Raw genomic sequence first — 23,937 nt, 5'->3', positions numbered from 1 at the left:
ACTGTCCCCATGACCAGCACCGGGGCGGGCAACCTGCTGCACGAGATCGCGAGCCGGATGCCGTACATGGCGCCGGCGATGCGGCAGATCGCCGAACTGGTGCTCGGCGATCCGGAGCGGGCCCGCACCATGACCATCACCGAGTTGTCCGACGCGGCCGGCGTGGCCGACTCGACAGTGTCCCGGTTCGTCCGGGAACTGGGCCTGGACGGTTACCGCTCGTTGCGGCTAGGCATCGCCGAGGCAACGTTCGCGACGCGGGCCGCGGCGGCCGGCCCGGAGACGCAGTACGTCTACGAGGGGATCAGCCGGGACGAACCACCGGACTCGGTGATCGGCAAGGTCGAACGCAGCAGCGCCGAGGCGCTGCGACAGACCGCCCAGCGACTGCATCCGGAGGCCCTGTCGGCGGCCGTCGATCTGATCGAGAACGCCTCCGTCATCGCGTTTGTCGCGCAAGGATTGTCCAGCGTGGCGGCCGACGCCGGGGTCATGCGATTCATCCGCGCGGGCCGCAAGTGCCTGCTGTTCCACGACCAGAGCGTGCAGATCATGTCCGCGACCAACCTCACCGCGGGCGACGTGGTCATCGGGATCAGCGACTCCGGCCGCACCGACGCGATCGTCGACACGATGCGGATCGCGCGCTCGCACGGTGCGGCCACGATCGCCGTCACCTCCGACGCCGACTCACCACTGGTCGGGGTCGCGGACGTGGCCCTGTTCACCGCGACCATCCCCGGCGGTGGCCTCTACGGCGAGTCGGTCACCTCCAAGTGGGGCCAGCTGCTGGTCATCGACGCCCTGTACGCCACGTTCGCGGCCCGCCGGTTCGACCAGACCCTCGAGCATCTCGAGGAGACCTACACCGCCGCGATCCAGCACTCCCGCATGGCGTAACCCGCACTGTCGGTGCCCGATGGCAGGATCAGGGTCATGCCACCGCGCCGCCGCCTCGCCGCTCCGCCGATCGATGTCGACGACCTGAGATCGCGCCTGGACGAGGGCAAGATCGTCCGGGTCGCCATCGCCCGCAGCGCGCAGTTCCCCACCGGGTCGGTCGGCCGGGTGCGTCGCATCGGCGACCCGGCGACCGACGGCGAGGAGTTCATCCACGTCGAGCTCAGCCTCAACGGGGCCAAGGACGTGCTGCCGTTCGCGCCGGCCGATCTGGCCACCCCGACCCGCGGGGCGACCGCCAACGGCAGCGCGACCAACGGAGCGGCGAGCAATGGGACGGCGAGCAACGGGACGGCGAGCAACGGGACGGCGAGCAACGGGACGGCGAGCAACGGGTCGGCGGGGCATTCGCCCCCACCCGCCGTCGCGCCGTCCGGTCCCGATCGCATCGCCTTCCGGGAGCTGATACGGCCGACCGACATCGGCGGGCCGGTCCGGCCGCCCCGGCCCGAGCCGGAGCCTGCCCCCGCCAGCCCGTCCGCGGCGGTCCCGACGCCACCGGCGCCGGCTCGACCCAAGGCCACCGGCCAGTCTTCGGGCAAGCCGGCCGCGAAGTCCGCGGCCAAGCGGCGCAGCCCCGCCGTCGCAATCAGCATCGCCACCACCGACGCCGACCCGCCGCAGTGGCGGATCGAGGCCAAGGTTGGGTCGAAGGTCGTGCTGCGGCAGGGGTCCGTGCCGCCGGCCCGCGTCTGGGAGCTGGTCGGGATGCTGGGCGATCACACCCTGAGCCGGGCGGTCGGCGCCGTCCTGGACGAGCAGCGGCAGGCCGCGCAGGCCCGGGCCGACGCGCTGGCCGCCGAGCTCGCGCAGGTCCAGGCCGAGCTAGCCGGACTGCCCGAACCGGGGCCTCGCGGCCCGGAAAGCTGAGCCGAGGATGCCCGACTACGGCCAGCCGCTGGAGTTCGGCACCTTCCTCACGCCCGGCAACGCCCCGGCGAGCGACCCGGTCGAGCATGCGGTGCTGTGCGAACAGTTGGGGTACGACCTGGTCACCTTCCAGGACCACCCCTACCAGCCCCGGTTCCTGGATACCTGGACCCTGCTGACCTGGGTGGCCGCCCGCACCGACCGGATCCGGGTGTCGGGCAACGTGCTGAACCTGCCGCTGCGGCAGCCGGCCGTCCTGGCCCGGGCCGCGGCCAGCCTGGATCTGCTCTCCGGCGGCCGCGTCGACCTGGCCCTGGGCGCCGGCGGGTTCTGGGATGCGATCGCCGCGATGGGTGGTCCGCGCCGCACCCCGGGTGAGGCGGTGCAGGCCCTGGCGGAGGCGCTGGAGATCATCCGCGGTATCTGGACCACCGATGAGCGCCGCCCGTTGCGGGTGTCCGGTGAGTTCTACGACGTCGCCGGGGCCAAGCGCGGACCGGCGACCACCCGGCCGATCCCGATCGTGCTGGGCGCCTACGGTCCCCGGATGCTGCGGCTGGTCGGGCAGCAGGCCGACGGCTGGCTGCCGACCCTGGCCAACCTGCCCGACGGCGGCCTGGCCCGCGGGAACTCGACCATCGACGAGGCCGCCCAGGACGCCGGCCGGGATCCCCGCGCGATCCGCCGCTGGGTCAACCTGTCCGGATCGTTCGCCCCGACCGGCACCGGCCGGCTGGACGGACCGGTCGACCAGTGGGTGGACGAGCTGACGTCGCTGGCCCTGAGTGACGGGGTGGCCACGTTCATCCTCTCCTCCGATGACGAGTCCACGCTGCGCACGTTCGCCGACCAGGTCGCACCCGCCGTCCGGGAGGCGGTCGGGCACGCTCGTCGATCAGGGTGACCGGGCGGCCAGGGTCGCCCCTCGTTCGGCCACCACCAACTGGCCCTGCTCGACGCCGACGGCCACGTCGCCCTGGGTGTCGGTCCGTAGCACCGTGCGCACACCGGCCGCGGCCAGCAGGTTGAGCGCCTTGGCCGACGGGTGCCCGTAGTCGTTGTCGGCGCCCACGCCGATCACCGCGGTGCCGGGAGAGACCTGGTCGACGAATCGGGGCAGCAGGTCCGCCGAGCCGTGGTGCGGAACCTTGAGCACGTCCGCATCCAGATCCGCTCCGGCGTTGAGAAGTGCCTGCTGCGCTTCGATCTCGATGTCACCGGTGAGCAGGATCCGGGTTCCGGCGACCTCGGCCATGATGACCAGCGAATCGTTGTTGGGGTCCGAGTCGGTGCCGTGGAACTCCCGTCCGGGGGCCAGCACGGTCAACCGCACGGCCCCGGAACCGATCACATCGCCGGGACGGAACCCGACCACCGGCACCTGCCGCTCCCCGGCCTGCTGGTTCACCGCGCGCCAGGACCCGGCCGGCTCCCGCCCGGGCCCCACCGCGATCGCGCCGACGCCGCGACCGTCGAGCACGCCGGGCAGCCCGTCCACGTGATCGGCGTGCAGATGGGTCAGCACGATGAGCGCGACCGTACCGATGCCGAGCCGGTCCAGGCACCCGTCGACCAGCCCCGGATCCGGCCCGGTGTCCACCACGATGGCCGTCCCCGGTTCACCGGTGGCCAGCACCAACGCGTCCCCCTGCCCGACCTCGCAGGCGACCAGCAGCCACCCGTCGATCGGCCAGCCCGGCACCCAGACCTTCGTCGGGACGACCGCCACCACAACCCCGACCACGACGGCGATCACGAGCAACCGACCCCATCGCCGCCGCAGCACCAGCACCGCACCCACCGTGACCCCGACCAGCACCGCGGCGCCCACCGGGGTCGCCGGCCAGGGCACCGTCGCCGTGGGCCAGCGGGCCAACGTGTGCGCGACCCAGCCGATCCAGTTCAGCAGCGGCGCCGCCAGCTGGGCGAAGAACGCGGCCCCGTCCGGCCACCAGGGACCGGTCAGGGCGGCCAGCATGCCCAGCATCAACGCCGGTCCGACCACCGGCGCGACCAGCAGATTGGCCGGCACCCCGACCACCGAGATCGCCCCGCTGATCAGCACGATCACCGGCATCGTCACGACCTGAGCGGCGACCGGGATGGCCAGCAGGTCCGCCCATCCCGCCGGCACACCCCGGCGCTGCAGCACCCCCGACCACAGCGGGGCGAGCAGGACCAGGCCGGCCGTGGCCAGCACCGACAGCGCGAACCCGGCGCTGAGCGCGAGGTCCGAGTCCAGCACCAGGAGCAGGATCGCGGCCGCGGCCAGGGCCGGCAGGCTCGACCGGGTGCGCCCGGTGAACAGGGCCAGGACGCCCACCCCGCCCATCACCGCGGCCCGCAGCACCGACGGCGCCGGCCCGACCAGGATGACCAGGCCCACCAGGGTAAAAGCCGCCCCGGCGGCGGCCGTCCACGGCCCGAACCGGCGCAGCACGATGATCACCACCCCGCACAGGATGGCGAAGTGCGACCCCGACACGGCCAGCAAATGGCTCACGCCGGTGGTTTTCGCGTCGGCCGTCAGCCGCTCGTCGATGCCGCCGGTGTCGCCGACCACCAACCCCGGCAGCAACCCGCGGGCGTCGCCATCCAGCCCGTCGGCCGTCCGGGTCAGCGCCGACCGGATCGACCCGGCCACCGCCGACGCCGCCGAGGCGTCGTCGACGAGTTGCGGTGGATCCCGGGCAGTCAGCGAGATCATCGGCAGCCCGGCGAATGTCGACGCGGACAGCCGGCCGGCGACGTCGATCGTCTGACCCGGCAACAGCGCCGCCCACGCCGGGCCGGTGCCCAGCACCGCCACCTGGACGGTGCTGGTCGATCCGGCACCGGCCACCTCGGCCGTCCGGACGGTCAGCGGGATCCGCCACTGCCGCTGATCGCCGGCGGCACCCGTCCCCGGTGCCGCGAAGCCGCCGATCACCTGCCGGGGGAATCCGCCGACGGCACCGGTCAGGTGCGCCCAGGACCGCTGGTCGGCCGCCAGGGTGACCGGGTCGGCCGCCCGTTCGGCCTGCCGCAGGCCGGTGATCGCCGCACCGGCGAGCAGGAATGCGGCCACCGGCAGCCAGACCATCGCGCCGGCCGGGCGGGCGACCAGGCCGGCCAGCACCGCGAGCAGGACGACGGCGGCCGTCCACCAGGCGGCCGGAACTCCGGCCAGCAGCACGATCAGGCTGCCGACCCAGAGCGCGACGGCGCCGGGCACCAGCCGCAGGTCGGGCGGCGCCGCGTTCTCGTCGTCGCGGCCGGAACGGGCCACCTCAACCCACCGTGACCAGGGCCGAGATCTGCGCGTAGCGGGACGGCCCGATGCCGCTGATCTCCTGCAGTTGCTCGACGCTGCTGAACTTCCCGTGCTCGCTGCGCCAGGCGATGATGTTCTGCGCCATCACCGGCCCGACGCCGGGCAACGTGTCCAGGGCGGCCTCGTCCGCCGTGTTCAGGTTCACCAGTCCCCCGGCCGCCGGGCCCCCGGATCCGCCGCCCGACCCCGCAGCTGCCGCAGCGGCCCCTCCCGATGCCGACTCGGCCGCGACGCCGGTGTCGGTGACCACCACCGAGTCTCCGTCCGTCAGCCGTGCGGCCAGGTTCATCCCGGTCAGGTTGGCCCCCGGTCCGGTCCCCCCGGCCGCGGCGATCGCATCGGCCACCCGCGCATCCGGCGGCAACCGCACCACCCCCGGGTTGGCCACCAGACCGGTCACCGACACCAGGATCTCGCTGGGTGCCGGCGTCGGGCTCGCCGAAGCACTGCCGGTGGCCCCGGATGCGTCGGCGCCGGACGATACGGTCAGCTGCCCGGCCGCGGCGACCATCGACGTCTCCACCGGACGCGGCTCCGGACGATCCCGCCACACCCCGACCGCGGCCACCACCGCGGCGACCGCCGCCACCAGGACGAGCACGATCATCCCCCGCCGACCCGGGTCGACCCGCGAATTGCGCAACGGCTCAGGCACCCACAACTCGGCGAACCGCCCCCACCGCCCATTGATCCGATGCGCCCGCGGCCGCATCGGCTCGGCGGTCGGCTCAGGCTCGGCCGGGATCTCGCCGGCCCGCTCGTCCACCGGCGGGTCGAGTTCTTCCTCGTCGACTGCGTCGGACTCGTGGACCTCGCCAAACTCGTCCGACTCGTCAAAATCGTCGAAGTCGTCGAAGTCGTCGAACTGGGCCAAGGGGTCGAATTCGCCCTGACCGCCGCCCGGATCGGACGGAGCCTCGACATCCGCGCCGGCGACTTCCGGCACCCACCCGCCGATCGCCCCGGCATCCGGGACCGGCCGCACCGCCGCCGGCTCGGGCGGCTTCGGCTCGGGCGCGGCCGGCGCCGACTCAGACTTGGCCGCGGGCGGAACGGCCGGCGTCGGCTCGGGAAAGGCCGCCGCCGGCACCGGCCGGCGCCGCAACGGCGCCAACCGTTCTCGCGGATCAGGACGGGCACGCACGACACCGACGCTAGGAGTCCAACTCACCCCGCAGGTCACCGTCGCCGGGATTGTGGATGAAAATCGGACATGGGGATGACCCGCCGGTCAACCCCGGACCGACTTCGCAGCGTCAACCGGTGGCCGGCGCCCCCGAGCGCTTTCGACCGAGACGCTTCGAACCTGTTTGTCCAGCTCATCGCCTCCCGCTCCGAGCAGGACTCGGTTCTGGTCGCCAACAATTTGTCCTTGGGTCGGTGGAGCGAGATCTTCTCCGACGACGAAGACGTCGCCGCCATGATCGGCCGCCTCGTGCACCACGCCGACGTCCTCACCACCACCGGCGACTTTTACCGCAGCCGGCAACCCGCCAGTGAATGAAGGCGTAGACCGCCTGCGCCACGCTGGACGCGACACGCCGATAGCGGACACGGATAGTTATGCACATCAGACTAGCCCAAATAGGGCCTCTGACCTGCACAGACGAACTTACACCCGTGTGGTTTCCCCCAGGTCGTCCACAAGCATTGGGGACCGCGACGATGAGTCTGAGCACGCCATCCACCGGGTGTCCACAGGGTGTGCACAGGGCGGTTTGGACGCGTCGGCCGGCGGATGTACATGTGGTTGACGCGCAACAACATCCAGACCTGCACGTACGGGAGGCACGATGACGACCACCTCGGCAACCACGACCTGCGCAGATTGCTCGGCGAACCTCGACGAGACGCCCGCCGGCCGACCGTGCCCGTCATGCGGCGGTGAACGCAGAGGCGTCAACATCCAGGTAGTCGCGGCTGACGGTTTCGCCTTCATGGGCATGACCGCCAGCGTCAGCATCGGCCACAACAAGCAGGGCGCATGGCAGCAGAAGTGGATCGACGTCGAGTGGCAGCTGGCCGAGCTTCGTCAGCTCTACGGCGTCGACTCCACAGGCAACGTCGCGTTGCGCATCCAGATAGAGAACGTGCTGAAGACCTGCCGCGAGCTGGCCGACTGGCTCTGGGAGCATCCGAATGAGACGCGGTTGACCGAAGACCAGCTCCTGACATTCGTCCGCACGCACCCCGAGCTGAGCATCTGCGACGGATTCGCCCAGACTTCGAAGCACAACATCCGCGTGTCCAAAAGCAAGAACCCGCCTGACTTGATCACCGCGTGGGTCGAGCGCGTCGACAGCAGCGGGGTCGCCAGCATCAAGTGGGAGAGCCAATCCGGAGCTGTCACCGGCCAGCGCGATGCGCTGGAATTGTGCGAGGTGTGTGCCGACGCGTGGCTGAAGTTCCTCAAGGGGGAAGGGCTACTCCCGGCGGATCACAAGCCGATCCGAACATAGCCGCTCGGCTACACGCCGTTTGTACTCTTCGCTCCGTCTATACCATCAGCCCCATATGTTGCGGGCTGTGCCGGCTCCGTGTAACGCTCCGCCGAACTCGTGAGCAACGCAGGGGGCAGACATGCACCGACGGTCGAGGCAAGCGCAAAACCGGCCGGTTGCTGTCACAGCAATCCTGACACTCATCGCCTCGATGGTGACGGTGTTGGTAGCCACGCCAGCATCGGCGGCAAGCTGCCCCGATGTCGTGGTGATCGGCGCAAGAGGGTCGGCCGAACCGCCCAGTTCGGTAAAGGGCGCAGGGCCCGATCAGTTTTACGGAATCGGCGAATCGCTTTACAAGAATATCTACCAGCCGTGGAGAACGCAGCTGGCCGCACGCGTTGAACTTTCGCCAGTGGACTACCCGGCCGTCTCTGTCGCGTCAGCGGCCACCGGTGACATGACCAAGAGTATTCGTGACGGGGTGGCCGACACAGTGCGTCAGATCCAGGTCGTTCTCGAACGCTCCTGTAACCCGAGTCCACAGATCGTGCTAATGGGCTACTCGCAGGGCGCTCTCGTTATTACGACAGCCCTTAGCCAGCTGACAAATCAGCAGCAAAAGCAAGCCATTAAGGCTGTATATCTGATCGGCGACCCACTCTACAATGCTTCGAAGTCGTACTCCTACGGGGGCAAGACTGGCAACGGTATCCTCACCCTCCCCGTAGCCGGGTACCTCGCCGGGCTTCTCGCTGCGCATGGAACTCCTGCCTCATTAGCAGTGTCGGCCTTCCTGAAGAACCTCGCAGGAGTCAACGCCGTCGCGCGTCCGCTACCGGCGGCCTTCGCTAGCCGGGCCTACGATTACTGCATACCTCAGGACCCAATGTGTCAGCCAATCGCGGCAGGAGTGCTGGGCCTTGCCGCTTTCATTACTGGCCAGCCGACGCCGCACGACAACTACAAACTCTTGGGCAACTCGAAGGCGATAAAATGGCTTTCCAGCATGCTTAGCGTCCGGCCGTTCACGCCGAAAGCCATCGCAATCAATCCGTCTGGCCCGTCGCCGTTTGGAACCCAGCCTGTAGTTAGTTCCAGCTGTCCGGCTGGCTCTAGTTCCGCGGGCATTCACCTGGCCAACGGTGACTATAGAAGTCCGGACCTTCCTATCAACGCAGATGGGACCTTCGCTATTCAAACATCGGGCTGGAACGGAAACTTCAAAGGATATCCACCAGCCCAGAATCTCGTGACTGATCCCACTACGGGACTGGGAGTCTGGCCAGCTGAGCAAGGCAACCTCTACTTCGAATGTCGGGATTCGTCGTATAGCGTGACGTACCGCTCCAACCTGTTTCCTTACGCATTCACCAACGGTCTAGCGCTCAGGACATCGGTTGCGACCGACGAGATCAACTACACGTTTGAGGTATCTCCCGCCGCACCGTGTCCAATACCCACCAACAGCGTGGCGGTCGCAGTATTCGTCTACTCGACAAAAGATCACACCGGCAAGCTCACTAAGACCGTTCCTGCCACGCTCATGGGCGGCGGAAACTGGTCTCCAGTATCAATCACTGCACCTGTAACCCCCGACCCATTGTTCCACGTTCTTGCAGCGTGTGAGGGATCGGATGGAACCCGGTTTGGCTATACCTTCAATGACTTCACGTTACCCTGACCGACTTCGTCACCCCGACGCCGCTCCCCGCTCCTCGAACCAGTCAGTGAGCTGTTCGTAGTCTTCCCGGTACCGCGGCACCTGAATTTGTCGCGGCGACCAGATAAAGCCAAACTCCCGGAATGTCTTGACGCCGCGACCAAAGCTGAATCCCCACAGAAGTGGAACAATCAAACCACGTAATGTCTCGGCAGCCTGCTGGCTTCCCTTTGTACCGATGCTGGCCGGAGCCACGTAGTTCGCGCAGAACCGAAATGCTCCAAGTGCGATATCAACCAGAGAACTGATATGAGACGCCCCGTCGCAGCTCATTGAGTAGTGGATCACACGTTCCAACGGTGGCTTAAACCCACTTGGCAGCTCAAGAGGCTCCTGGAACCGCCTCTTCAGGTAGGGGTAGCCGTCCTTGCCTTCGATTCGGTCGAAGCAAACGGCTCCGACACTGCTCTTGGAGTTCAAGTAGCTCCGGTCATAGTGCATGAGCACGCGATTCATGGCGTACTCCATTTTGCGCTTACTGTTAATGCCGGACGCGATATCGTGATGGGTCACCAAAACCAGCATCTCTATCCCGAGCGACGCTGCTGCCTGCAACACTACGTTCTTTGCTGCGTTCCATGCAGGAATCGGGATATGTTGAGGACGCGACGCCGTTTGGAACTTGAACGAGTCTGACGGCCCGAATCCGTAGTTTGAGCGGACACCGCCGACGATGGCGTGAACCTGCTGCATCTGCGCAGCGCTCATCACGAGCCCGCCGTGAATCAGGAACGTCCCCTGCTTCGGATCGGTGTTCGTCTCGTCCACATGGAACCAGTACATCGAGCCCCCTGTCCCCGCGACCCTGCCGGAACTACCCCTGAGCAGCAGACTACGTCGCAGAGGGTGGATGCGCTCGGGATGTTGATCTAGGAGACGAGCGCTACGCGGCTCTCTTGATGATCCCAGCAGCCACTAGAGCCGTCCACATGGCGTCCAGCTGCCGGTTCAGGCTAGCGAAATTGTTGTTGAGGACCGATTGGGAGTGAGAGGCCATCACGTCCGAGAGGGTGAAGCCGGCCGTACCGCCCGTGCTGTCAGTGATTGCATCTTGGTTGGGTCTACTTGCGAGATGCGCACTTAAATGTAACTTCGCTCGATGGTAAGTATTGATGTCTGATCAATGTACTGTGCGACCTGGCTCTCGTGTTCTGGAGAGAGCTCAATGGTAGCCAGTTCGCCACGCACCCGGCATGATGTCGAGCTTGAGATCAGAACGAGGTTCATCTGTTGCCGCTCACTTACAGTAAAGGTGCGGCAACTCTCTGCACGCCCCCAGTTCAGGTTCTCCTTCGAACCTGGTCAAGGTGAGCGAGTGACCGGCAGCCGATAGGCTCGCGTTCACTAGGAGGTGCGGTGTGGCGATTTTCAGCACGGGCACGCATGTCATCGCGACGCGCGCGCTCCAGGACCGTCTCCGGCGATTCCACGTAGCGAAAGGCACAGCCGGCGTCATCGTCGGGCGGTCCGGATTCTTCGTCACGACGTATCGCGTGAAATTTGGGCATGGACGCGAGCAGGCCATCATCGACCGCATCCCAGCACGCGGTCTTCGACTTGACCCGAAATCGATCAAGAACCGCGCAATGCTTCGGCCATCACCAAGAAAGCACTGACCGAAACTCGAGGAATCGACTCCTCGCAACCCGATGCGTCCGGCCTGAGCACCAGAACCACAAATTGTCGATGGGTCCCCGGGGCGAGATTCCCGGCGGCACGAATCCTTTTAAGTTTGGGTCGAAGACGCCGACAGGATGCTTTTACAGCCGTCCGCACCGGTCTCGACCCGAACGGACGGCGATCATTCCAAAGGTCAGCTTCTTGCCTATCGCGTGACGGGGTTCGAAGGGCGACCTGTCCAAGCCTAGCGGTCTCCCTGCGGCAGCTGACTCTTCTTGGTCGAAGACCGGAGCTCTTTTGGGGACGGACCTGAGCAACGATCTGTGGTATCCCCACGGTTGCTCAGCCCGCGGCCGACAACCCCAACTCCTCGGCCACGGCCTCCAGCGCGGGCAGCGGATCGCCGCCGGCCTCGGTGAGCACCTGGGCGCAGACGTGGTCGGCCCCGGCGTCCAGGTGCGCGGTCAGACCGGCGGCCAGCGTGGCGGCGTCCCCGTGCACGGCGAGCGCGTCGACGAGTGCGTCCGAACCGCTGCCGGCGACGTCCTCGTCGGTCCAGCCGTCCCGCTTGAGGTTGTTCACGTAGTTGACCCGGGACAGGTAGTACTCGACGGTCGGCCGGGCGATCGCCCGGGCCCGCGCGCCGTCGGTGTCCAGCACGATCTTCTGCTCGGGCGCCAGCAACGGGCCGGCGCCCAGCACGGAGCGGGCGAACCGGGTGTGCCCGGGGGTCGTGAAGTACGGGTGCGCACCGGCGGTCCGCTCCCCGGCCAACCGCAGCACCCGCGGTCCCAGCGCGGCCAGCACCCGCTCAGCGGCCGGAACGCCGGCGGCGTCGAGCTGGTCCAGGTAGTCGACGATCGTCGCGTACGGGCTCTGGTACCCCGCGGACGTCTCACGGTGCCCGATCCCGACCCCGAGCAGGAACCGCCCGGGGTACTCGGCGGCGAGCCGGTGGTAGGCCTGCGCCGCCACCTCGGCGCCGGTGGCCCACATGTTGATCACGCCGCTGGCGATCACGATCCGCTCGGTCGCGGCCAGCAACTCGGGAATCGGGCTCAGGTCACCCGCCGGCGACGCCCCGACCCAAATCGCGCCGTAGCCGAGCTCTTCGATCCGCCGGGCCTGGGCCGCGGTGATCCGGTCCTTGTGCCGCCAGACCCCGTACCGTCCGATATCCATTGCCCGTCAGGCCCTTTCCGTCACTGGGGAGGTTACGTCGGCTGTTCGCAGGATCGCCTGAGCCAGATCGGCGGCCGCCCGGGCCGGGGCCTGCGGCAACATCAGCGAGGGCTCAACCAGCTCCAGCTCCAGCACCGCGGGATCGCCGTCGTCGCCCAGCACGAGATCGACCCGGGCGTAGAGCAGTTCCTCCCGCGGGAACGGGATCGCGTCCAGCACCGCCTCGGCCACCTGCCGTTCGGCGTCGGACGCCTGCACGGGGGCCAGTTTCTCGGTGGCGAACAGCTTGTCTTCGCTGGCCCGGGCGCCCGGCTCGAGCAGCGCGGCCTTGCTCGCCGCGTGGCTGTACCGGCCGCCGAGGAACACCATCGCGGTCTCACCGCGGTCATCGACGCTGGCCACGTACGGCTGCAACATGATCGTCCGGCCACGGTCGAGCAGCCAGCGGGCGTGCCCCAGCGCGACCGCCCGTTCGTCCGCGGCGTACCGGGCGGTGTTGCGGCTGCCTGCCGACACCGTCGGCTTGACCACGAACGGCGTGTGCTCCGGCAGCGTCGGGCGCTCCCCCGGCATGAAGAAGGTGGTCGGCACCACCGGCACCCCGAGCGCGGCCAGGTCGCGCAGGTAGACCTTGTCACTGTTCCAGCGGACCACGTCCGGCCGGTTCCGCAGCCGGGTCACCGCGTCGGTGGCGCTCACCCAGGCCAGGAACTCGTCCCGCCGCATGGTGTAGTCCCAGGTCGAGCGGAGCACCACCACGTCGAAGGCGGACCAGACCACCGCGGGGTCGTCCCAGACCACGATCTGCGCATCCGCGCCCGCGGCGTGCAGGGCCGGCACCAGCAGCGGCTCGTCGTCGTCGGTTCCCAACGCCGGGGTCGCCGACACGATGGCCACTCGCATCAGGCGAGGGTAACGCGGCGGCTCTCCGGCCGATCAGGTGCCCGCGACCTGGTCCTCACCCTTGGGCAGCACGAGACCGCCGAGCCCGGCGTTGTAGGAGTGCAGCCGCCACGCGCCGGCGTACCGGTGCAGCACCACCCAATGGCAGTTGCCGACCCCGACCAGGGTGCCCCAGGAGTCCTCCGGCAGCACCAGCAGCCGCCCGGTCAGCCCGACGATGGTCCCGCCGTGGGTGACCAGCAGCGCCCGGGACGCGTTCCCGGCGTCCAGCTCGTAGACCACGGCTGCGGCCCGGGCGGCGACCTGCCAGCGGGATTCCCCGCCCGGCGGGCTGGCGTGCGCCGACGTGGTCCGCCAGGCGTTCCACTCCTTGGGCCAGTCGGCGATCGCCTCGTCCCGGGTCAGCCCCTCCCACTTGCCCATGGAGGTTTCCCGCAGCCGCCGATCGACCCCGACCGGCAGATTGGTCAGCGTCGCGACCGCCTCCGCGGTCTGCTGGGCCCGGCACAGGTCGGAGGCCACGATCACCTCGGGACGCAGGGCCACCAACGACGGCGCCGCGTCCACCGCCTGAGCGCGGCCGACGTCGGAGAGCGGGATGTCCCGGTGACCCTGCAGGCGCTGGGCCCGGTTCCAGGTCGTCTCCCCGTGCCGCATGAGAATCAGATGCTCGAGAGTCACTGAGCGAGCGTCGCTTCCGTGCCATTGGTGACCGAATCGGTGCCGGCCAGGGCCTGGTCGGTGAACTCGATCACCGGGCAGTCCTTCCACAACCGGTCCAGGGCGTAGAATACCCGCTCCTCGGGATGCTGGACGTGCACGATGATGTCGACGAAGTCCAGCAGGACCCAACGCCCGTCGCGCTGCCCCTCCCGCCGCGGCGGGCGCGAGCCGGCGGCCCCCATCTTCTCCTCGATCTCGTCGACGATCGCGCCGACCTGCCGCTCGTTGCCGCCGGTGACGATCACGAACACGTCGGTGATCGCCAACCGGTCCGAGACGTCCACGAGCAGGATGTCGGTCGCCTTCTTGTCGGCCGCCGCCTGCGCGGCGATCGTCGCCAGCTCGATGCTGGCCTCGGTTGCCGTCATATCGACATCTCTCCTCGTTCAGACACTGATTCTTCTTGGTACAGATGGTGTTTGGCGATGTACTGGACAACCCCGTCGGGCACCAGGTACCAGACCGGAGCGCCCGAACGGACCCGGTCCCGGCAGTCGGTGGACGAGATCGCCAGCGCCGGAACCTCGATCAGGGTGACCCGGCCGCCGGGCAGGTTCGGATCGGTCAGCTGGTAACCGGGCCGGGTGACCCCGATGAAGTGGGCCAGCCCGGCGAGTTCCTCCGGGTCCTTCCAGGACATGATGGCGGCCAGCGCGTCCGCCCCGGTGATGAAGAACAGCTCGGCGCCGGGGTCGGCCTCGCGCAGATCCTCCAGCGTGTCCCGGGTGTACGTCGGTCCGGGACGGTCGATGTCGACCCGCGACACCCGGAATCGCGGGTTGGACGCGGTGGCGATGACCGTCATCAGGTAGCGGTGCTCGGCCCCGCTCTCGCCGCTCTTCTGCCACGGGTTCCCGGTGGGCACGAAGACCACCTCGTCCAGCGAGAACTGGTGCGCCACCTCGGAGGCCGCGACCAGGTGACCGTGGTGGATGGGGTCGAAGGTGCCGCCCATCACCCCGATCCGGCGGGCCGCCGGGCTCATCCGGCGACCACCACGATCACGAGGAGGCCCGGATCTGCCCGGTGCCGGTGACCACGTACTTGGTGCTGGTCAGCTCGGCCAGGCCCATCGGCCCCCGGGCGTGCAGTTTCTGGGTGGAGATGCCGATCTCCGCCCCGAACCCGAACTCGCCGCCGTCGGTGAACGCGGTCGAGGCGTTCACCATCACCGCGGCCGCGTCGACCCGGGCGGTGAACCGCTGGGCCGCGGCCAGGGTGGAGGTGACGATGGCCTCGGTGTGCCCGGTCCCGTGCGCGGTGATGTGCGCGATGGCCGCGTCGATGTCCGGGACCACCGCGGCGGCGATGTCCAGGGACAGGAACTCGGTGTCGAAATCCTCGTCGGTGGCCGGCACCACGCCCGGCACGTCGCCAACCAGCTCGCGGACGGCCGCGTCGGCGTGCACGACGACCCCGGCCTCCCGCAGCGCGGCGACCGCCAGCGGCACGAACGTCGGGGCGGCATCGGCGTGCACGAGCAGGGTCTCGGCCGCGTTGCAGACGGACGGGCGGCGCGCCTTGGAATTCACCAGGATCTGCAGCGCCATGGTGTGGTCGGCGGTGGCGTCCACGTAGACATGGCAGTTGCCGACGCCGGTTTCGATGACCGGCACGGTCGAGCCGTTGACGACGGCGGCGATCAGGCCGGCCCCGCCGCGCGGGATGATGACGTCGACCAGCCCCCGCGCGGTCATCAGGTGCGTGACCGACTCCCGGTCGGTCCCGGGCACCAGCTGCACCGCGTCGGCGGGCAACCCGGCCGCCGCGGCGGCCGCCGACAGGATCGCCACCAGCACCTTGTTCGACTCGTGCGCCGAGGCCGAGCCGCGCAGCAGGGCCGCGTTGCCCGACTTCAGGGCGATCCCGGCGGCATCCACGGTGACGTTGGGTCGCGCCTCGTAGATGATCGCGACGACGCCCATCGGCACCCGCACCTGCTGCAGCTCCAGCCCGTTGGGCAGTACCGAGCCGCGCACGATGGTGCCGACCGGATCGGGCAGCCCGGCCAGTTCGCGCAGGCCGGCGGCCATCGCCTCGACCCGGGACGCCGTCAGCCGCAACCGGTCCACCAGCGAGTCCGGGGTGGCCGCGGCGACCGCGGCCTCGACGTCCAGCGCGTTGGCCCGCAGGATCTCCTCGCGCCGGTCCAGCACGGCGTCGGCCATCGCCCGCAGGGCGCCGTCCTTGATCGCCCGGGTGGCCACCGCCAGCTCGGCCGCCGCGACCCGCGCGCGCCGCGCCGAGGCCAGCACCTCCTCGCGGGTGGCCGGCACCGACGCCCGCCGGGCGCCGGTGGTCTGCTCGGGAGCGGTCTGCTCGGGGGCGGTCTGCTCAAGAGTGGACATGCTGGGAACCTCCGCTGCGCTGCTCTGATGCTGATTCGACCCTAGACCCGGTCCCGACGCTGCCCAGGCCGTTGGCCGTGGGCACCGCGACCAGGTCGTCCGCGTGCACGACCGGGTGCCGCAACTGCTCGGGCAGCTCCGGCAGCGAGCGGCCGATGATGCCGGGCAGCTCGCCGGCGTCGTGCCCGACGAAACCCCGGGCCACGATCTCGCCGGTCGGCGCCAGCAGGTCGACGACGTCGCCGGACTCGAAATCGCCGAAGAAATGGGTGATCCCGGCCGGCAGCAGCGACTTGCGGCGGCCCAGCACGGCGGTGACCGCCCCGTGGTCCAACCCGATCGAGCCGGACGAGGTGGCCGCGTGCCGCAGCCAGAACAGCCGCGCCGAGGTGCGCCGGGTGGCCGGCGCGAAGGCGGTGCCGACCGTGGGCCCGCAGGTGTCGTCGTCGGGCGGCGAGGTCGCCAGCGCGGCGCCCGCGTCGGCCGCCGAGGCCAGCAGCACCGGAATCCCCGCCCCGGTGGCGGTCAGCGCCGAGGTCAGCTTGGAGGCCATCCCCCCGGTGCCGACGTCGCTGCTGGACGCGGCGATGCCCACCCCGGCCAGCACGGACGCATCCGGCACCTCGAACACCGGCGACGAGCCGGGCAGCCGGGGATCGCCGTCGTAGAGCGCGTCGACGTCGGAGAGCAGGATGAGCGCCTGGGCGCCGACCAGGTGCGCGACCAGCGCGGCGAGCCGGTCGTTGTCACCGAACTTGATCTCGGCGGTGGCCACCGTGTCGTTCTCGTTGACCACCGGCACCACCCCGAAGGCCAGCAGCTTGCCGAAGGTGCGCTGGGCGTTGCGGTAATGCGCCCGCCGGACGACGTCGTCGCTGGTCAGCAGCACCTGACCGACGGTGAGCCGGTACCGGGCGAAGGACGAGGCGTAGCGATGCGCGAGCAGTTGCTGGCCGACCGAGGCGGCCGCCTGCTGGGTGGCCAGGTCCCGCGGCCGCTTCGGCAGGCCCAACGGGGACAGCCCGGCGGCGATCGCCCCGGACGAGACCAGCACCACCTGCGAGCCGGCCGCGACCCGGCCGGCCACCGCATCCACCAGCGTGTCCAGCCGCGCGGGATCGAGGCCCCCGGCCGAGGTGGTCAGCGAGGAGGACCCCACCTTGACCACCACGGTGCGGGCCCGCCCGACCGCCAGCCGGGGCGCGGACAGGGCCGAGCGCGTCACGACTGCGACCCGGCCCGACTGTCCGGGGTCGGGTCCGGCCTGTCCACCGACGAGTCCAGGGAGGAGTCCAGCGTGTGCCCGTCGACGTCCAACCCGCGACGCAACCGGTGCAGCGCCTTGCGCTCGGCCGCGCCGACCCGGTCGCTGCGGGCCAGCCGCTGGTCGGTGCCGCGCGCGGTGATCGGCACGGTGTCGACGCCGGCCAGCGTGGTCGGCTCCCAGTCGAAGGTGATGTCGGCGATGGTGACCGGCGCCCCCGGTTGGGCCCCGATGGCGGCCAGCTGCTCCTCGACCCCGAGCCGGGCCAGCCGGTCGGCCAGGTAGCCGACGGCCTCTTCGTTGGTGAAGTCGGTCTGCCGGATCCAGCGCTGCGGCCGGGCCCCGGTGACCACGAAGCCACCCTCGACCTCGGGGTCGATGCTGACCTGGAACTCCTCGGAGTCCACCGGCTTGGGCCGCACGACCAGCCGGGGGGCCGGCGCGGCCGGGCGGGCGGCCCGGTCGGCGGCGACGGCCTGGGCCATCGCGAACTTCAGCTCGGACAGGCCCTCGTGGGTCACGGCGGAGATCAGGAACACCCGGTAGCCGGCGGCCTCCAGATCGGGCCGGACGAACTCGGCCAGCTCCCGCGCCTCCGGCACGTCGATCTTGTTCAGCACGACCAGCCGAGGCTTCTCGGTCAGGTCGCTGGCCAGGTCGGCGCCGTACTCGGCGAGCTCGAACTCCAGCGCAGTGATGTCCGAGAGCGGATCGCGGCCGGTCTCGTAGGTCGCGCAGTCGATGACGTGGGCCAGCACCGAGCACCGCTCGATGTGCCGCAGGAACTCCAGACCGAGACCCTTGCCCTGGCTGGCCCCGGGGATCAGGCCGGGCACGTCGGCGACGGTGAACACCTCGGAGCCGGCGGTGACCACACCCAGGTTCGGCTCCAGCGTGGTGAACGGGTAGTCGGCGATCTTCGGCCGGGCCGCGGACAGCACCGAGACCAGCGAGGACTTGCCGGCGCTGGGGAAACCGACCAGCCCGACATCGGCGACCGACTTGAGCTCCAGCACGATCTCGGCGAACTCGCCGGGTTCGCCGAGCAGCGCGAAACCCGGCGCCTTGCGGGCCCGCGAAGCCAGCGCGGCGTTGCCCAGCCCACCCCGGCCGCCGCGGGCGGCCACGTACTGCGACCCGGCACCGACCAGGTCGGCCAGCACGGTCCCGTCCGGGCCGAGCACGACGGTGCCCGCGGGCACCTTGAGCACCAGGGCCTCGCCGTTGGCGCCGTCCTTGTTGTCGCCCTGTCCGGGCCGACCGTTCCCGGCCTTGGCGTGCGGCCGGAAATGGAAGTCCAGCAGGGTGTGCACGCTGTCGTCGACGACGAGGGTGACGTCGCCGCCGTTGCCGCCGTTCCCGCCGTCCGGGCCGCCCAGCGGGCGGAACTTCTCCCGGTGCACCGAGGCGCAGCCGTGACCGCCGTTGCCGGCCTGCAGGTGCAGCACCGCGTGATCCACGAATCGGGCCATGGTCGCCTCCTTTCAGGGGGCGCGAGCAGGAAGTGCGGAAACCACGAAAGGGGCGGTCCCGTCGATACGGGCCGCCCCTGTCGAGGTCATTGCAAAAAGCGTCAGACGGCGGCCGGCTCCGGAACGGCGGCCGGCTCCGGGGAGACGATGTTGACGGTCTTGCGACCGCGCTTGACGCCGAACGCCACCTCGCCCGCGACCAGCGCGAACAGGGTGTCGTCGCGGCCGCGACCCACGCCCTCACCGGGGTGGAACTTGGTGCCGCGCTGCCGGATGATGATCTCGCCCGCGTTCACCGACTGCCCGCCGAACCGCTTGACCCCGAGCCGCTGGGCGTTGGAGTCACGACCGTTGCGGGAGCTGGACGCGCCCTTCTTATGTGCCATGACGGCCTCTTTCTACCTGGCTTCTAGCTGGATCGAGAAGTGTCGGCTCAGCCGACGGAGATGCCGGTGACGCGGACCTTGGTCAGCGGCTGACGATGGCCCTGCCGCTTGTGGTAACCGGTCTTGTTCTTGAACTTGTGGATGACGATCTTCGGCCCCTTGGTGTGGGCGACGACCTCACCGGACACCGTCACATCGGCCAGCTTCTCGACGGCGGTGGTGATGGACGGGCCATCGACCACCAAAACGGCCGGCAGGGTCACCGCAGCGCCCGGGTCGCCCTTGAGCTTCTCGACCTCGATGACGTCGCCCTCAGCGACCTTGTACTGCTTGCCGCCGGTCTTGACGATCGCGTACATCAGACGCGCCTTCCTGCCTCTTGTCGTGCCATGTCAGTGGTGGGTCGAGCGGTCCCGTCCTGCTGGTGTGTCCCCGGCGCACCGGCCACCCCTCGCTCGGCGAGAGACGGTGGCACCTCCGAGGCACGCCCCGCGAACACAAGGTTCTGCCGACCCGTGCTCAGCGGGTCAACCAGGGCAGTACGAAAGCACGCTGCAGCGCAGCGTGCCGACAGCCCAGAGTACGCGGCCCGCCCGGCCGGGGCAAACCGGCCGGGTCGCGGGACCGTCAGGGTTGGGCGCCGGCGGTCTGCGCCATCACGTCTCCCCCGTCCGGGTCCCCGGAGATCTCGCCATCGATCTCCCCGTCGGGCACCCCGTCGATCGGGGCCGACGGACCGGCCGGACGGGACGCCGCCCGGCGCGTGGTGCGCACCGGAGCATCCTCGACCAGGTACCCGCCGGTGCGCGGCTCCTGCTCGGTCGCGGCGGCGTGACCATTGCCGGCCGCCTCCGCCACCGGGCTGACCACGATGTCCACCGCGGCCGCCGTGGTGGACGGGGCGCCGGCCGGGCGGCCCGCGGCCCGCCGTCGCCGGGGTGCCGACCGGGGCGGCTCGGCCGCCGCCGGCGGGGCCGGGACGGGTTCGGGCGCGGCCACCGGTTCACGGACGGGCTCGGCCGCCGATGCCGGGGCCTCGGCCGCCGGTGCCGTGGTCATCACGACGTCGCCGGCCTCGGCCGGTGACCCGGATGCCACCGGTTCCGCAGATTCCGGAGAGGTCGGGGCGTCCGGGACCGAGTCGTCGACCCCGCCGGCCGCCGGCTCGCCGGTCGCCACCGGCTCGCCCGCTTCGTCGGCGGCCTCGGCGGCGATCGCGGCGGCGTCCGCCACGGCCATCACCAGATCGGCCTCGCGGTCGTCGCGGCGGCCGGACGACTCGATCGGCTGCTCGTCGTGCTCGCCGGTGTCGGCGTCACGGGGGTCATGGGAGTCGTGGGCGCCGAACACCGACGGCGGCGGCTTGGGCCCACGCGGATCCGGGCGACGGCCGGCGGCCAGCTCGACCCGCGGGATGACGATTTCCTCGACCGGCGCCGGCTTGCCGCCGTCGCGGCCGCGCCGGCGTCCCTTGCCCCGGGCCGGGGCGGGTGCGCTCTCCTGGCCGGCGGTGGCCAACGGCATCTCGTGCAGCACGATGCCGCGCCCGCCACAGTGCGGGCAGGGCTCGGAGAACGCCTCGACCAACCCGGTGCCCATGCGCTTGCGGGTCATCTGCACCAGGCCCAGCGAAGTGACCTCGGCGACCTGGTGACGGGTGCGGTCCCGGCCCAGCGCCTCGGTCAGCCGCCGCATGACCAGCTCGCGGTTGGACTCCAGCACCATGTCGATGAAGTCGACGACGATGATGCCGCCGATGTCGCGCAGGCGAAGCTGCCGCACGATCTCCTCGGCCGCCTCCAGGTTGTTCTTGGTGACCGTCTCCTCGAGGTTGCCGCCCGAGCCGGTGTACTTGCCGGTGTTGACGTCGACGACGGTCATCGCCTCGGTCCGGTCGATGACCAGCGACCCGCCGGAGGGCAGGTGGACCTTGCGTTCCAGGGCCTTGGCGATCTGCTCGTCGATCCGGTAGTTGGCGAAGACGTCCTGGCCGTCGTGGTCCCACCGGACGAGCCGGTCGGCCAGCTCGGGCGCGACCGCGTTGACGTAGTCGGAGACGGGTCCCCAGACGGTGTCGTTGCCGGCGTCGCCGTCGACCACCAGGCGGTTGATGTCGGAGTTGAACAGGTCGCGGACGACCTTGATCAGGGTGCCCGGCTCGGCGTAGAGCAGCGTCGGGGCGCTGCCCTTGGCCTGCGCCCGGCGGGAGATCTCCTCCCACTGCGCCTTGAGCCGCTCGACGTCACGGGCCAGCTCCTCCTCGGAGACCCCTTCGGCGGCGGTCCGGATGATCACTCCGGCGTCCTCGGGCACGATCCGGTCCAGGATCGCCTTGAGGCGCTTGCGTTCGGTGTCCGGCAGCTTGCGGGAGATCCCGGTGGCACCGCCCCCGGGCACGTAGACCAGGAAGCGGCCGGGCAGCGAGATCTGGGTGGTCAGCCGGGCACCCTTGTGTCCGACCGGGTCCTTGGAGACCTGGGCCAGGATCGTGTCGCCGCTGGACAGGGCCGACTCGATGCGCCGGGCCTTGCCGCCGAGCCCGGCGGCGTCCCAGTTGACCTCACCGGCGTAGATGACCGCGTTGCGGCCGCGCCCGATGTCAACGAACGCCGCCTCCATCGAGGGCAGCACGTTTTGCACCTTGCCCAGGAAGACGCTGCCGATCAGCGAGTCGGCCCCGGTCTGCGAGACGAAGTGCTCGACCAGGATGCCGTCCTCGAGCAGGGCGACCTGCGCCAGCTCACCGCGCTGGCGCACCGCCATCACCCGGTCGACGGATTCGCGCCGGGCCAGGAACTCGGCCTCGGTCAGGATCTGCGGGCGGCGCCGCGACGAGTCGCGCGAGTCGCGCCGACGCTGCCGCTTGGCCTCCAGCCGGGTCGAGCCGCGGACTCCCTGCACCTCGTTGGACGACGAGGACGGGGCCGAACCGCGGGGCTCGCGGACGTGCACGACGGTGTTGTCGGGATCGTCCTCGCGCGGGGGCGCGTCGTCCCCGGTCGCCCGCCGCCGGCGGCGCCGGCGGCGCCGGGTACCGCCCGACGAGCTCTCCTCGTCGGCGTCGCCCGCGTCGGCCGGCTCGCTCTCGGTGTCCTCGGACTCGCCTTCGGCGACCGGCTCGGCCTCGTCGCCGCCGGCGCCCTGGTCCTGGTCGGTGTCCGGCTCGTCGCTCTGGTCGTCGGCGTCGGTGACCCGGCCCCGTCCGCGCCGACCGCGCCGCCGGCGACGGCGACCGGCGCCGTCCCCACCCAGCTCGTCGGTCTCGTCGGCGGACTCGTCCGGACCGTCGGCGGCGGACTCGTCGCTGGCCTGGTCGGTGTCCCGCTCGGTGCCGGCCTCGTCCGGTTCCGGGGACGGCCGTTCCGTGGTGGCCGGCTCCAGGGCTTCGTCGAGGCCCTCGGGCGCGGCGTGGTCACGGCGGCCGGAGGACCGGCCCCGCCGGCGCCGGGGGCGCTTGCCGCTCGGCTCCGGGACCGGGGTCTCGTCCGGGCCGGTGTCCACGTCCACGTCGGGCTGGCCCGGCAACACGGTGACCTCGGGCGGCAGGAACAACGGGTTGAACGGGTCGGTGACCGGGGCCGGCGCCGGGGTGGCCGCGGTCGGCTCGTCCGGGGCCGCCGGCTCGGCGGGTACGGGCGGTTCCGCGGCGGGCACCTCGGCCGGGGCCACGGCGGGTCCGCCCAGGTACTGCTCGATCACCGCAATGGCGACCTCGCGCGGGACCGAGGCCGAGGCGCTGCCGATGGTCAGGCCCCGCTCGGCCAGTACGGCGAGCATTTCCTTGCTGGTGGTGCCCACCCGCTTGGACAGTTCGTGGACCCGCGGCTTGGTGGGCAGGTCGGCCAGGGCGGTTTCCAGGGTGTACGTCATCGCGACGGTTCCTCTCACGGACCCCCGGGCGCGCAGCGAACGCGTCCGCACAGGGGTCCTGCGGGTCAATGCCGGGGCCCGTCGGGCCCTCGGGAAGTCTGGTGGTCGGGCGATCGACGACCGCCCGGACCGCGGACCGCGGGCGGTGACGGCTGCGCATCTGCGCAGGTCACCGAACGGTGCGGAAGGGCATTGACGTCGTCCACCCGGGGGCATCGCCGGTCGCTACCAGCGCTGCTCCGAGGACGAGTATCCCACAGCCGACCGGTCGGGGCCCTCAGGTGGCCCGGCCGCGGGCCGGCGCCGGTCGTCCGGCGCGGCGTGCCGGTCGTCCAGGGCGATGCTTTCTACACTGGGAAGTTGTGTTCCCCGGCCGGCGACGCGCCCAGGTCCGGACGAACGCACGACCGGGGGCAGGCAACCACACCAGCACTTCACACGTCTTGTTCTTGGGCCCGTTGTGGTCGGGCCCGAGAATGCCGGACGGAACCCGGTCCGGCGCGCGGACCACCGACACAGAACGGAACCACCGATGACCTCGACCAGGACCCTGCGACGGTGGTTGGCCGTCGGCATGTTCCTGGTGTCGATGCTCGGGGTGAGCGTGCTGACCGCCGGAACGGCCGCCGCGGCCACCGTGTGGACCCCGATCAGCGACCAGCCGACGGGAGATCCGGCCGCCCCGCCGACCGCCATGGTCCTGGCCAGCACCGGTCTGGACATCGTCTGGCCGGTCGTGCTGGGCCTGGGCCTGCTGCTGCTGGGCACCGCCGCCGTCGGCTGGGCCTTCCTGGCCACCGGGCGCCAGGGCCAGCACCGCTAGCCGGCCGGCGAATCAGCCGGCGGGCAATCAGTCAGCGGT

General features: G+C 70.4%; 21 protein-coding genes and 1 pseudogene. 8 read left to right on the top strand and 14 right to left on the bottom strand.

What is annotated here, in order from left to right; genetic code table 11:
- Nucleotides 1–9: 9 nt before the first annotated feature.
- Genes NAMU_RS07600 through NAMU_RS07590 form a run of 3 tightly spaced genes read left to right on the top strand, consistent with a single transcriptional unit; the run spans nucleotide 10 to nucleotide 2,734 of the window.
- Nucleotides 10–900, top strand: a complete 891-nt coding sequence (locus NAMU_RS07600) for a MurR/RpiR family transcriptional regulator (RefSeq protein ID WP_041370056.1) — start codon at nucleotides 10–12, stop codon at nucleotides 898–900.
- A gap of 36 nt (nucleotides 901–936) precedes the next feature.
- Nucleotides 937–1,830, top strand: coding sequence for a DUF6319 family protein (locus NAMU_RS28850; protein WP_015746825.1), 894 nt, complete (start codon nucleotides 937–939; stop codon nucleotides 1,828–1,830).
- 7 nt (nucleotides 1,831–1,837) lie between these two features.
- Nucleotides 1,838–2,734, top strand: a complete 897-nt coding sequence (locus tag NAMU_RS07590) for an LLM class flavin-dependent oxidoreductase (protein ID WP_015746824.1) — start codon at nucleotides 1,838–1,840, stop codon at nucleotides 2,732–2,734.
- On the opposite strand, the gene NAMU_RS07585 is transcribed toward NAMU_RS07590, so the two are convergent.
- Both NAMU_RS07585 and NAMU_RS30385 read right to left on the bottom strand, forming a co-directional pair.
- A complete protein-coding gene (locus tag NAMU_RS07585) occupies nucleotides 2,726–5,098 on the bottom strand; it encodes a ComEC/Rec2 family competence protein (RefSeq protein ID WP_015746823.1) in 2,373 nt (790 codons plus the stop codon). The two genes, NAMU_RS07590 and NAMU_RS07585, sit on opposite strands and share 9 nt — an antisense overlap.
- A 1-nt stretch (nucleotide 5,099) precedes the next feature.
- Nucleotides 5,100–6,287, bottom strand: a complete 1,188-nt coding sequence (locus NAMU_RS30385; protein ID WP_217180775.1) for a ComEA family DNA-binding protein — start codon at nucleotides 6,285–6,287, stop codon at nucleotides 5,100–5,102.
- A gap of 141 nt (nucleotides 6,288–6,428) precedes the next feature.
- On the opposite strand from NAMU_RS30385, the pseudogene NAMU_RS07575 reads away from it, so the two are divergent.
- From NAMU_RS07575 to NAMU_RS28115, 3 genes and pseudogenes are all read left to right on the top strand, one after another.
- Nucleotides 6,429–6,647, top strand: a pseudogene (locus NAMU_RS07575) (ATP-binding protein); the annotation flags it as partial.
- 289 nt (nucleotides 6,648–6,936) lie between these two features.
- Entirely contained in the window at nucleotides 6,937–7,602 is a 666-nt protein-coding gene (locus NAMU_RS27135) for a hypothetical protein (RefSeq protein ID WP_015746821.1), read from the top strand.
- Nucleotides 7,603–7,795: 193 nt separating this feature from the next.
- Nucleotides 7,796–9,268 (top strand): cutinase family protein, encoded by a 1,473-nt coding sequence (locus tag NAMU_RS28115; RefSeq protein WP_169312476.1) that lies wholly within the window; start codon nucleotides 7,796–7,798, stop codon nucleotides 9,266–9,268.
- A 9-nt stretch (nucleotides 9,269–9,277) separates the two neighbouring features.
- Here NAMU_RS28115 and NAMU_RS07565 read toward each other — a convergent pair whose 3' ends face one another.
- Nucleotides 9,278–10,090: a hypothetical protein gene (locus NAMU_RS07565; protein ID WP_015746819.1), complete on the bottom strand. Its 813-nt coding sequence runs from the start codon at nucleotides 10,088–10,090 to the stop codon at nucleotides 9,278–9,280.
- Between the two features lie 575 nt (nucleotides 10,091–10,665).
- On the opposite strand from NAMU_RS07565, the gene NAMU_RS29120 reads away from it, so the two are divergent.
- Entirely contained in the window at nucleotides 10,666–10,923 is a 258-nt protein-coding gene (locus tag NAMU_RS29120) for a hypothetical protein (RefSeq protein ID WP_138179997.1), read from the top strand.
- A 346-nt stretch (nucleotides 10,924–11,269) separates the two neighbouring features.
- Here NAMU_RS29120 and NAMU_RS07560 read toward each other — a convergent pair whose 3' ends face one another.
- The 11 genes from NAMU_RS07560 to NAMU_RS07510 all read right to left on the bottom strand — a co-directional run bounded on the left by NAMU_RS07560 (nucleotide 11,270) and on the right by NAMU_RS07510 (nucleotide 23,075).
- A complete protein-coding gene (locus tag NAMU_RS07560; protein ID WP_015746817.1) occupies nucleotides 11,270–12,109 on the bottom strand; it encodes an LLM class F420-dependent oxidoreductase in 840 nt (279 codons plus the stop codon).
- Nucleotides 12,110–12,115: 6 nt separating this feature from the next.
- The gene (locus tag NAMU_RS07555; protein ID WP_015746816.1) at nucleotides 12,116–13,012 is read right to left on the bottom strand and encodes an ATP-grasp domain-containing protein; all 897 of its coding nucleotides are present in this window, start codon (nucleotides 13,010–13,012) and stop codon (nucleotides 12,116–12,118) included.
- A 33-nt stretch (nucleotides 13,013–13,045) separates the two neighbouring features.
- The gene (locus NAMU_RS07550; protein WP_015746815.1) at nucleotides 13,046–13,693 is read right to left on the bottom strand and encodes a histidine phosphatase family protein; all 648 of its coding nucleotides are present in this window, start codon (nucleotides 13,691–13,693) and stop codon (nucleotides 13,046–13,048) included.
- The gene (gene rsfS, locus NAMU_RS07545; RefSeq protein ID WP_015746814.1) at nucleotides 13,690–14,103 is read right to left on the bottom strand and encodes a ribosome silencing factor; all 414 of its coding nucleotides are present in this window, start codon (nucleotides 14,101–14,103) and stop codon (nucleotides 13,690–13,692) included. Before rsfS ends, NAMU_RS07550 begins: the two co-directional genes overlap by 4 nt.
- Complete coding sequence (nadD, locus tag NAMU_RS07540; protein WP_015746813.1) at nucleotides 14,100–14,720, bottom strand: nicotinate-nucleotide adenylyltransferase; 621 nt, start codon at nucleotides 14,718–14,720, stop codon at nucleotides 14,100–14,102. Before nadD ends, rsfS begins: the two co-directional genes overlap by 4 nt.
- Nucleotides 14,721–14,736: 16 nt before the next feature.
- Nucleotides 14,737–16,083, bottom strand: a complete 1,347-nt coding sequence (locus NAMU_RS07535; protein ID WP_015746812.1) for a glutamate-5-semialdehyde dehydrogenase — start codon at nucleotides 16,081–16,083, stop codon at nucleotides 14,737–14,739.
- Nucleotides 16,070–17,293 carry a glutamate 5-kinase gene (gene proB / locus NAMU_RS07530; RefSeq protein ID WP_083786011.1) on the bottom strand — a complete coding sequence of 408 codons (1,224 nt, stop codon included), beginning with the start codon at nucleotides 17,291–17,293 and terminating at the stop codon, nucleotides 16,070–16,072. Before proB ends, NAMU_RS07535 begins: the two co-directional genes overlap by 14 nt.
- A gap of 11 nt (nucleotides 17,294–17,304) precedes the next feature.
- Complete coding sequence (gene obgE / locus NAMU_RS07525; RefSeq protein WP_015746810.1) at nucleotides 17,305–18,819, bottom strand: GTPase ObgE; 1,515 nt, start codon at nucleotides 18,817–18,819, stop codon at nucleotides 17,305–17,307.
- 101 nt (nucleotides 18,820–18,920) lie between these two features.
- Nucleotides 18,921–19,205: a 50S ribosomal protein L27 gene (gene rpmA / locus NAMU_RS07520; RefSeq protein WP_015746809.1), complete on the bottom strand. Its 285-nt coding sequence runs from the start codon at nucleotides 19,203–19,205 to the stop codon at nucleotides 18,921–18,923.
- A gap of 47 nt (nucleotides 19,206–19,252) precedes the next feature.
- Nucleotides 19,253–19,564 (bottom strand): 50S ribosomal protein L21, encoded by a 312-nt coding sequence (rplU, locus tag NAMU_RS07515; RefSeq protein ID WP_015746808.1) that lies wholly within the window; start codon nucleotides 19,562–19,564, stop codon nucleotides 19,253–19,255.
- A 268-nt stretch (nucleotides 19,565–19,832) separates the two neighbouring features.
- Nucleotides 19,833–23,075, bottom strand: a complete 3,243-nt coding sequence (locus NAMU_RS07510; protein WP_015746807.1) for an Rne/Rng family ribonuclease — start codon at nucleotides 23,073–23,075, stop codon at nucleotides 19,833–19,835.
- 532 nt (nucleotides 23,076–23,607) lie between these two features.
- On the opposite strand from NAMU_RS07510, the gene NAMU_RS07505 reads away from it, so the two are divergent.
- Nucleotides 23,608–23,898 (top strand): hypothetical protein, encoded by a 291-nt coding sequence (locus NAMU_RS07505; RefSeq protein WP_015746806.1) that lies wholly within the window; start codon nucleotides 23,608–23,610, stop codon nucleotides 23,896–23,898.
- Nucleotides 23,899–23,937 lie beyond the last annotated feature (39 nt).

It is taken from the genome of Nakamurella multipartita DSM 44233, from assembly GCF_000024365.1.
Classification (GTDB): Bacteria; Actinomycetota; Actinomycetes; order Mycobacteriales; family Nakamurellaceae; genus Nakamurella; species Nakamurella multipartita.
The sequence above is the reverse complement of the archived record's forward strand: the minus strand, read 5'-3'. Positions and strand labels throughout refer to the sequence as shown.

Bases quoted from the DNA above. Each gene is read 5' to 3' on its own strand.
- NAMU_RS07600 (WP_041370056.1), top strand. From the start codon at position 10: ATGACCAGCACCGGGGCGGGCAACCTGCTGCACGAGATCGCGAGCCGG.
- NAMU_RS28850 (WP_015746825.1), top strand. From the start codon at position 937: ATGCCACCGCGCCGCCGCCTCGCCGCTCCGCCGATCGATGTCGACGAC.
- NAMU_RS07590 (WP_015746824.1), top strand. From the start codon at position 1,838: ATGCCCGACTACGGCCAGCCGCTGGAGTTCGGCACCTTCCTCACGCCC.
- NAMU_RS27135 (WP_015746821.1), top strand. From the start codon at position 6,937: ATGACGACCACCTCGGCAACCACGACCTGCGCAGATTGCTCGGCGAAC.
- NAMU_RS28115 (WP_169312476.1), top strand. From the start codon at position 7,796: ATGGTGACGGTGTTGGTAGCCACGCCAGCATCGGCGGCAAGCTGCCCC.
- NAMU_RS07565 (WP_015746819.1), bottom strand. From the start codon at position 10,090: ATGTACTGGTTCCATGTGGACGAGACGAACACCGATCCGAAGCAGGGG.
- NAMU_RS07560 (WP_015746817.1), bottom strand. From the start codon at position 12,109: ATGGATATCGGACGGTACGGGGTCTGGCGGCACAAGGACCGGATCACC.
- NAMU_RS07555 (WP_015746816.1), bottom strand. From the start codon at position 13,012: ATGCGAGTGGCCATCGTGTCGGCGACCCCGGCGTTGGGAACCGACGAC.
- rsfS (WP_015746814.1), bottom strand. From the start codon at position 14,103: ATGACGGCAACCGAGGCCAGCATCGAGCTGGCGACGATCGCCGCGCAG.
- nadD (WP_015746813.1), bottom strand. From the start codon at position 14,720: ATGAGCCCGGCGGCCCGCCGGATCGGGGTGATGGGCGGCACCTTCGAC.
- NAMU_RS07535 (WP_015746812.1), bottom strand. From the start codon at position 16,083: ATGTCCACTCTTGAGCAGACCGCCCCCGAGCAGACCGCTCCCGAGCAG.
- obgE (WP_015746810.1), bottom strand. From the start codon at position 18,819: ATGGCCCGATTCGTGGATCACGCGGTGCTGCACCTGCAGGCCGGCAAC.
- rpmA (WP_015746809.1), bottom strand. From the start codon at position 19,205: ATGGCACATAAGAAGGGCGCGTCCAGCTCCCGCAACGGTCGTGACTCC.
- rplU (WP_015746808.1), bottom strand. From the start codon at position 19,564: ATGTACGCGATCGTCAAGACCGGCGGCAAGCAGTACAAGGTCGCTGAG.
- NAMU_RS07510 (WP_015746807.1), bottom strand. From the start codon at position 23,075: ATGACGTACACCCTGGAAACCGCCCTGGCCGACCTGCCCACCAAGCCG.
- NAMU_RS07505 (WP_015746806.1), top strand. From the start codon at position 23,608: ATGACCTCGACCAGGACCCTGCGACGGTGGTTGGCCGTCGGCATGTTC.